Raw genomic sequence first — 8,660 nt, forward strand, 5'->3', positions numbered from 1 at the left:
TTGTCGATCGCATTCCAGGATAAAATTAAATTAGATAGGGCTTTTATTTGCGTTCGCCCTGATAAACGCAGGCTTTTTGCGAAATTACGGACAGATAGGTTTTTTATTCTTAGTAACCAATATCCTACTTAAGACTGATGTAGATTACTAATAAATTTTCAACCTTTGTGGGATAACCGACGAGAAAGTTTGCTGAAGTTATAGCTGTTTGGGATCGCATTCAAGATTGAGGCAAAAAAAATGATATCAGAAACCAATAAACCAGCAGAAAAAGCTGATGCTGACAATTTGGATGATTCCGGTTTCTTAACCCCTGAAACTGGTTCAGATACTGCTGACGCGGATTATAATATCGATCTCCCAGTTTCCGAAGCCGATCGCACCGAAGAGGACGACAAAGCTGCTGAGCGTCAGAAAAGAATTATGAGCCGCATCCCCCAATAAGTCCAGTTAGCCTTGTAATTAACCGAGATCGGGAATAGATCGCCAGCAAGGTTATCATTATAAACAGTTAAGTTATGTAATGAACCTTGACTGCAACCTACAGAGCCACAGAAATCCTGACCCAGCCAACCGCTTGGCACCCGCTTACTCCGATCTGGGAGGGAGGAGAAGCAATTATTCAACAAGGATTGCCGCACACTCAGCTGGCACCAACATGGCAAATGTTTCTGCTGGGAGACGGTTCTCCAACGCGCCACCTGCAATTGCTCACTGGGGAGAAGATAGAAGTAGATGTGATTGATATGTCTGCCATTGCGATGGACTCGGATGGCGCACCCGCACAAATGGAAGTCGTGCCGGGGCCACGCATACGACGACAGGTATGGTTACGCAAGGCTTCTGGAGAACGGTTGGCTTATGCTGCTTCTTGGTGGGAAGCTAGCCATGTGGATGAATACTTGCAAAATCGCTCTTTGCCAATTTGGGCCAGTTTGGAACGCCTGCGAACTGAGTTATATAGAGATGTGCAAGGAATTTATTACGGTCGATCGTCTGCCTTAGAGACTGCATTTGGATATGAGGGGCCGTTTTGGGGCCGTCACTACTTATTTTGGCATCACAGACAGCCCCTAACGCTTATTTATGAAGTTTTTTCCCCTTATTTAACCAAGTATCTTGGCCCAATGCAGATGGATGGATAGTCGGTAGCGCCGCTACGCCAAGTCAAAAGTCAAAAGGAAGGAGAGAGAGGGAAAAGGGAAAAGATTTATTCTCCCGTGTCCCCGCACCCCCACTCTCCCTCTTCTGTAGCCCTCAATGCTATAACTATCAACTTGAGTTACTTAAACGCTGGCAACTTTTTCCAGGATCAGTTTAGAGCGTTTGACAGGCTCCGGAACTGAGATGGGATAATCGCCAGTGAAGCAGGCAGAGCAGAAACTTTGGGGGTCTTCTCCAGTTGCTTTGAGCATCCCTTCGCGGCTGAGATATGCCAATGAATCAACATCGATTTGCTTAGCAATTTCAGCGACAGATTTGGTAGCGGCAATCAATTGGTCTTGACTGTCAGTATCGATGCCGTAGAAGCAAGGGTGAGTGACTGGCGGGGATGAAATTCGCATATGCACTTCGGTTGCACCCGCATCGCGCAATGCCTTGACGAGTTTGCGGCTGGTAGTTCCCCGGACGATCGAATCATCGACAATCACAATCCGCTTCCCACCCAAAACATCTTTAAGAGGATTGAGTTTCATACGGATACCGGTTTCCCGCATTTTCTGAGTAGGCTGAATGAAAGTCCGACCCACGTAGCGATTTTTAATCAGACCTTCAGCGTAGGGAATGCCGGAAGTTTGCGAATAACCAATCGCAGCAGGAATGCCAGAGTCGGGTACGCCGATTACAATGTCGGCATCAATTGGTGATTCTTCTGCCAGGTGACGCCCCAGTCGCAGCCGATAGCTGTACAGGCTCTCGCCTTCCATAATGCTATCTGGGCGTGCGAAGTAAATCATTTCAAAGATGCAAAGTTTGCGCTTTGGCTGTTGCGTCCAGTGGAAGGAAGCCAGTCCGGCATCTGTGATCCAAACCAATTCTCCCGGTTCTACATCGCGCAGGTATTCGGCTCCAATTATATCTAAGCCGCAGGTTTCGGAGGAGAGGACGTAGCGTTTGGTACGCCCATCTTCGCCTGTGTCGATCGTACCTATTACCAAAGGACGAATACCGTTAGGGTCGCGGACGCCCATGATACCTACTGGAGTGCCGATCGTTAAACTAAAGGCTCCCCGACACCTATGGAAGGCGCGAATCGCACCTTCCAGCCAGTCATAGCCCGCATTTACTTCTTCGGCGATCGCATGGGCAATCAACTCTGAATCCGTTGTACTGACTAAATTACAGTTACTTTCCAGCAACTCTTCCCGCAGAACTGCCGTATTGACAAGATTCCCGTTATGTGCTAAAGCCAATGAACCCAGACGAGTTTCCACAACTGCGGGCTGAGCATTAACAACGCGACTGGAACCGGTGGTAGAGTACCGGGTGTGACCCACAGCCAAATTACCAGGAAGATTTTTGAGGATAACTTCGTTGAAGACTTGGGACACCAACCCCATTTCTTTGTGCAAATGCACGCGATCGCCTTCAAAAGTGGCAATGCCTGCCGATTCTTGACCTCGGTGCTGCAAAGCGTACAGCCCAAAATAAGTTAATTTAGCGACATCTTCTTCCGGTGCTAAGATGCCAAAAACACCACAGGCTTCCTCTGGTTTATCGATTCTTGCCTCGTCGCTCATGCCAGGATAGTCGTCACAGGAGAAGGGATCGTTGGGGATCATGCTACGGCTTTGCTCCTAATAGGAATTTTGAGTCAGAGGTATCGCTCTTAAGAGAGAGATTAACAAAAGTTTACCCATCTTAAACAGCTCTTAACAAGACCGATTTTTGGAGTAGGGGAGGGTTTTTGCTCCCATTATTAACCGAAGTCGCCCCTACTGCGGTCTGGACTATTTGTACTGAAACACTCAATAAAAGAGAACTGGGCTCATTGGCTAAATACTTAAACGCCGTTCGATCGCGTGAAAGGAGCGATCGCACACGTCCGTAATGGTAACGTCGATTAAGGGTCGATCGTCTGCCGTAATTACCCGTAAATGGGCATCGGGATTACCGACTTGACCGATTTTTTGCCAATTCTCGCTCAGTTGCTCCTTCAAATAGGATTCCCAGATTTCCGATCGATCTTGCGCTACCGACACAATAATTCTTGCGCCGCCTTCCCCGAATAGAAGACAATCCCAGCGCACAGAATCTGATGAACTAACTCCTAAATTAATTTCGGCACCTAACTTACCGCCAATGCAAGCTTCCGAGAGTGCAATCACCAATCCTCCTTCAGCGCAATCGTGAGCCGATCGCACCCAACCTTGACGAATTCCTTCCCGACAGGCAGCTTGCACGCGGCGTTCCAACTCAAAGTCTATCAGTGGAGGAATTCCGGCGACAACACCGTGAATTGCAGCTAAGTACTCGGAAGCAGCCAATGTTATCTCTCTTGTGGGGCGGGCATCCTGCCCGCCTTCTGTTTGTGACAGGCGAGACGCCTGTCCCACAAGAGGTTGTCCCAGCAGATAAATTAAATCTCCGGCTTGTTGCCAAGCTTGACCGCAAATCTTGGTAATATCGGGAATCAATCCCACCATTCCCACCACAGGCGTGGGATAGATAGGCTGGGGATTACCATCGCTATCGAGCGTTTCGTTGTAGAGGGAAACATTACCACCAGTGACGGGTGTACTAAATTCCCGACAAGCTTCCGCGATTCCCCGACAAGCTTCTGCCAGTTGCCAATATCCGACAGGCTTTTCCGGACTGCCGAAATTGAGGTTATCCGTAACTGCCAAAGGTTCTGCCCCCACACAGCTGAGGTTGCGTGCAGCTTCGGCGACAACTGCTTTAGCACCTTCGTAGGGATTGAGATAAACGTAACGGGAATTGCAATCAACAGTTGCAGCAACTCCCAATTTTGGATTTTGAATTTCCGTTTTTGGATTGGGAAGTTCTTCAGCGGGGCGAATTCGGACAACTGCGGCATCGGCACCACCGGGTAAAATGACAGTATTGTTCTGCACTTGATGATCGTACTGACGATAAACCCAACGTTTAGATGCAATCGTGGGATTATCCAAAAGTGTGAGCAGGATATCGTTCCAACTTTTCAAATTACCTTCAATTTCGATCCCACCTATACTGCAAGCAGGTAGAGATTGATCTGTCCATTCCCAAGCTTTGCGGGCGTATTCTGGAGGTTGTGCCAGTAACTCGCGATGATAAATTGGTGTGTTATCCGCTAATGCAGTAGCGGGAATTTCAGCTGCCACTTTACCTTGGAACAAAATTCGCGCAATTGGTTCTGAAATTACCTCTCCCGCTACTACCGCGTGCAGCCCCCAACGATGGAAAATATCAATTAATTCCTGTTCGCGTCCTTTATGGGCAACAAACAGCATCCTTTCTTGGGATTCTGACAGTAAATATTCGTAGGGAACCATACCGCTTTCCCGCACTGGGATTTTATCTAAATCCAGTTCTATTCCCACACCGCCTTTTGCTGCCATTTCCGAAGTAGAACAGGTAATTCCTGCTGCACCCATATCTTGTGCGGCGACAACCGCACCTGTTTTAAAAGCTGCCAAACAAGCTTCGATCAGAGATTTTTCTAAGAAAGGATCTCCCACTTGCACGGCGGGTCGATCGTCCATCGATTCATCGCTAAGTTCCGCACTGGCAAAACTTGCGCCTCCCATCCCATCTCTTCCCGTGGTAGAACCGACATAAAGTACGGGATTGCCGATTCCTACTGCACCAGATTTGACAATATCTTGGGTTTCCATCAACCCCAATGCCATCACGTTAACTAAGGGATTTCCGGAATAAGCAGGATCGAAATAAACTTCGCCGCCAACTGTGGGTACTCCCACACAATTATGAGTAACTATACCGGAATTGGTAACGAAAAGATGAGTATTATCTACCTCAACATCGTAGACATCGCATTCATCAACGTTATTAGTTTCTATGCTTTTAATCTTGACAAAAGCGACATCATCTGATGATTGCCGAAAACGCGGAAACGAATATTTTGTTCCGTTATACCGAGTTAAAGCTGTGGCTAACTCGACAGTGCGTTCTTCGCTAAAAACATTAGCTAATGCTGTCAATCCGGCAAAGTTGCAAACTTCCAATTGCCACAAGGGTAGGCGCTGATGAGTGCGTCCTTCGATTTGTCCTTGACTGGCAAGACGGTGATAAATTAGTGGAATAGCGCCCTGATTTTGAATCAGAGTTATTGCTTGCTCAAATAATTTGTGACTGGTCGTAGCAAAGGCAATTTTGGTATGACTGCCTTTGGTGCGCGTTGTTAGAGAACCATCACCGCGCAGCAAACCTTTGAGTGCTTCCCTCTGTAAATTTCGAGGCCAATGGAAGACAAAAGCAGGAAAAGCCTTATTGCTTGCTTTTTTACCACAGTGCCAAACGTTTTTCAATAGGTGTCCGAGCAACCAGGAAGTTGCGTACACAGCAATAGTGGAAGCGCGTTTTTCTACGTAGCCTTTCAATCCCAAACGTTTTAGACCATCCAATACGTCATTAACGTATTCGATTTCGTGGTGAGCAAAGGTGAAAATGATTTTATCGGTATTCCCGTTTTGGGATACACATCCCTCAGAGAGATAGTAGCCAAGTAAACGTGCAAATAGCTCATCTGGCTGGATGACTGCTTTCATGTAGTTAGCTTTACCACTTTTGCGGTAAAGCCATATATCCCTACGGGAAACGTTGAGCAGTGGTTCCAAACTCAGAAAATGTTGCAGGGGGAGTAAGCCTTTTTTCAAGTAGCGGCAACGATTACTTGCACAAGATTCGAGCAATTGTAAAGCTGCACGAACAATATCCGTTGCCTGCCAATTTGGAGGCAAAGCTACATAAACGTCTTTACTGTGCGCCTCATCCAAGGTGCTAAGTAAATCTAGTGGCGGAATATCCTCGCTGTCCGAGAAAGGGAAATTGGTAAGTATGGGAATTTCATCGCCAACGCTTAAAGATAGTGCTGGCAGTATGTCCAACTCGCCGTTACGTCGAATGAAACTGGGATGATCTGGCGTGACCCTGAGAGTACGGCCTAAACTTGTACGAATAGTTACAAGTTTATTGCTGCGTCGCTTGAAAATACGTCGCACTGGTTGCCAGCAACTTTGCAGAGTGTCGGGGTCTATGGAGAGGGTTTCTACAGAGGTAGTAGCATCTAATTCTACGGTTGTTTTGCCCGATGGTAACCGCGATTCCACAAAGTTTCCGATTGTATCAAAATGGACGCCGTTCTCGTCGCGCCAGATAAATGTCTCGTTGGCGACTAAGCAATTTCCATAATGGGATATTCCCGAAACTACGCCGCTGAACAACCTTCTGGTACGCGCATCTTCCAGAGAACCGAAGCGAAGGGAATTCAATAGGGCGATCGGTCTAGCACCCATTGTAAAGATATCGCGCAGAATACCACCAACGCCTGTGGCTGCACCTTGAAACGGTTCGACTGCTGAGGGGTGGTTGTGAGATTCTATTTTAAAGGCGAGTCTGATTCCGTCACCTAAGTCTACCACTCCGGCGTTTTCTCCGGGGCCGACGAGGATGCGATCGCCTGTGGTGGGAAACTGTTTGAGTAGGGGTCGGGAATTCTTGTAGCAGCAGTGTTCCGACCACATGACGCCAAACATTCCCAACTCAGCTTTGTTGGGATGGCGACCGAGACGGTTAACGATTTCTTGATACTCTTCAGGTTTGAGTCCTTCAGCGGCGATTTCTTCAGGAGAGAAAGGAGAAGTGGTAGACATGGAACCCTTGCAGTAATAGCACAGGCTTAATTTTATCGATTATTGTCCTGTTTCGTGCAATCTTTTCGTATTTGGCGAATTCAGTTGTACAGAATCAGGATGGCAAACTAAGTACGTTCTTTAAATTACTCTAAATATCGTTAGTGTTCTACTTTGCTTTGTTTACATATTTCCCTCATTAGCTAAATTTATCACCATAGGTACGGGAGAGCCAATAATCCCAAGGGCGACGCGATTTTGTTAAGGAAGAGATTAAAGAGCGATCGCACTTCCATATTGGGCAATTTGAAGTGCGATCGCTCTTAATCTAATCCCGATAAATTATCCTTTTGGCGGATCGCCAACTTCTGCACGAGAAACCCGTTTTACCGCTTCAATATCCAAACCAAGTCTTTCGGCTATTTGTGGGACAGTCAAACCCAATTGCAATAAAATGGGTACTGTTTCTAACTTGCCTTCTAACTTGCCTTCCTGTTTGCCGTCTTCCTTGGCTTCCTGATAAAATCTTGTCTCTTTTAGATCGCTTAATCCAAACATGGTTTCTATCTCCTGACGACTTAGTGCGGTAAACTTGTAAATCAAGACGCTCTCAATCAATTCTATAACTTTCCGTAAGAGAGCTTCATCCGACAGTTGCGTGCGTGCTTGTTGCAGGAGTCGATGAGTTAGTTCAACTGCGGTTTCTCCACTTCCAACTACTAGCTGTACTATTCCCAAGCTGAGGGATGAAGATGCTGTTTCCCCTAATTCATCGAGATATACAGATGTGATTTGCTGACTCATAAGCAAACCTCGATACTGCATTGGTACTCCATCGTCTAAATTGCGCCTTGCAAATATTGCTACTGCACGCCAGTCGTTAGCAGGTTTGTACTGACCCAAGTAGACAAATACTTCCGTTATAAATCGCCAGTAAAAGTCTGATTTTGGCTGAAACTGAACTTCGACAAAGTAAATGGGTTGTTGGGAAGCGCTTTCAGTTGGCAAAAACAAACCATCAAAGCTGCGAGCAAGTTCTTTGATTTCTCTGTAGGAAAATTCATAGCTATTAGCGAGCGATGGAGGTTCAGCGATGAGTTCAAATAGTAGGCTGGGGAAGGTTTGAAAAAGTTGATAGAAAATGGTATCGGTTCTCACAGTATTTGTCGCGTAGCGTGGCTGTTTTCCTGTTTTCTATTGTGACACGATTGAGATACGATCGGCTGGTTAATAACCTATAGGAAAAAAAAGCGATCGCTTGTCAAGACGATCGCTCTATTCCACTGTCACTTTTGCTATAAGCTGCTATTTTGGAGAGAGCGATCGCGATCGTCGCAAACACAAAATATTTTACTTTCCCAATTGCTAGTATGTAAATTGGTACAAATAGTTGGTATAGTTACTGTTATCGTTGTTCCACTACCCACTTCACTTTCGACTGCGATGCTACCGCCATGTAATTCCACCGCTCTTTTAACAATTGCCATTCCCAGACCCGTCCCAGAAAAGTTCAAAACATTGCTCGCTCTATGAAACGCTTCAAATAGGTGTTCCCGATCTTCTTTGGGAATACCTATGCCTCGATCTTTTATCCGAAAGTTTATTAGGTTTTTTTGGCAATCTAATTCAAAGAAAAGTGTGTTATTTTCAGGAGAATACTTAACAGCGTTTAACAGCAAATTCATCAAAATCTGCCTTAAAAGAGTTTTATTAGAAACTAAAGTAAGATTATTGCAATTATTCTGGAATGCTAGTTTGTGTGTAGTTTTCGTAATTGTTTTAACGTCCTCCCAAATGGATTCGCAAAAGCTTTTAAGTTCAAAGGCAGAGAAGTTAACTGTTGTT

6 protein-coding genes are annotated in these 8,660 nt (G+C 46.0%); 2 read left to right on the top strand and 4 right to left on the bottom strand.

Translation table 11 applies throughout. The annotated features are described in order from the left end of the window. Positions 1–240 precede the first annotated feature (240 nt). Positions 241–444: a hypothetical protein gene (locus H6S82_RS09915; RefSeq protein ID WP_190463229.1), complete on the top strand. Its 204-nt coding sequence runs from the start codon at positions 241–243 to the stop codon at positions 442–444. A gap of 116 nt (positions 445–560) precedes the next feature. Beyond that, complete coding sequence (locus tag H6S82_RS09920) at positions 561–1,145, top strand: chorismate lyase (protein ID WP_242056886.1); 585 nt, start codon at positions 561–563, stop codon at positions 1,143–1,145. 141 nt (positions 1,146–1,286) lie between these two features. Here the strand turns inward: H6S82_RS09920 and purF are convergent, their stop codons facing one another. The 4 genes from purF to H6S82_RS09940 form a co-directional block, all read right to left on the bottom strand. Further along, a complete protein-coding gene (purF, locus tag H6S82_RS09925; protein ID WP_242056887.1) occupies positions 1,287–2,741 on the bottom strand; it encodes an amidophosphoribosyltransferase in 1,455 nt (484 codons plus the stop codon). Positions 2,742–2,996: 255 nt separating this feature from the next. After that, positions 2,997–6,836, bottom strand: coding sequence for a phosphoribosylformylglycinamidine synthase subunit PurL (gene purL / locus H6S82_RS09930; protein ID WP_190463222.1), 3,840 nt, complete (start codon positions 6,834–6,836; stop codon positions 2,997–2,999). Between the two features lie 321 nt (positions 6,837–7,157). Further along, the gene (locus tag H6S82_RS09935; RefSeq protein WP_190463220.1) at positions 7,158–7,973 is read right to left on the bottom strand and encodes an Rpn family recombination-promoting nuclease/putative transposase; all 816 of its coding nucleotides are present in this window, start codon (positions 7,971–7,973) and stop codon (positions 7,158–7,160) included. A gap of 137 nt (positions 7,974–8,110) precedes the next feature. After that, a partial coding sequence (locus H6S82_RS09940; RefSeq protein WP_191056183.1) for a sensor histidine kinase occupies positions 8,111–8,660 on the bottom strand: 550 nt, incomplete at its 5' end.

Source organism: Planktothrix sp. FACHB-1355 (genome assembly GCF_014748295.1).
Taxonomy (GTDB): Bacteria; Cyanobacteriota; Cyanobacteriia; order Cyanobacteriales; family Aerosakkonemataceae; genus Aerosakkonema; species Aerosakkonema funiforme_A.

Excerpts from the sequence above, each read along its gene's own strand:
- H6S82_RS09915 (WP_190463229.1), top strand. The coding sequence starts at position 241 with ATGATATCAGAAACCAATAAACCAGCAGAAAAAGCTGATGCTGACAAT.
- purF (WP_242056887.1), bottom strand. The coding sequence starts at position 2,741 with ATGAGCGACGAGGCAAGAATCGATAAACCAGAGGAAGCCTGTGGTGTT.
- purL (WP_190463222.1), bottom strand. The coding sequence starts at position 6,836 with ATGTCTACCACTTCTCCTTTCTCTCCTGAAGAAATCGCCGCTGAAGGA.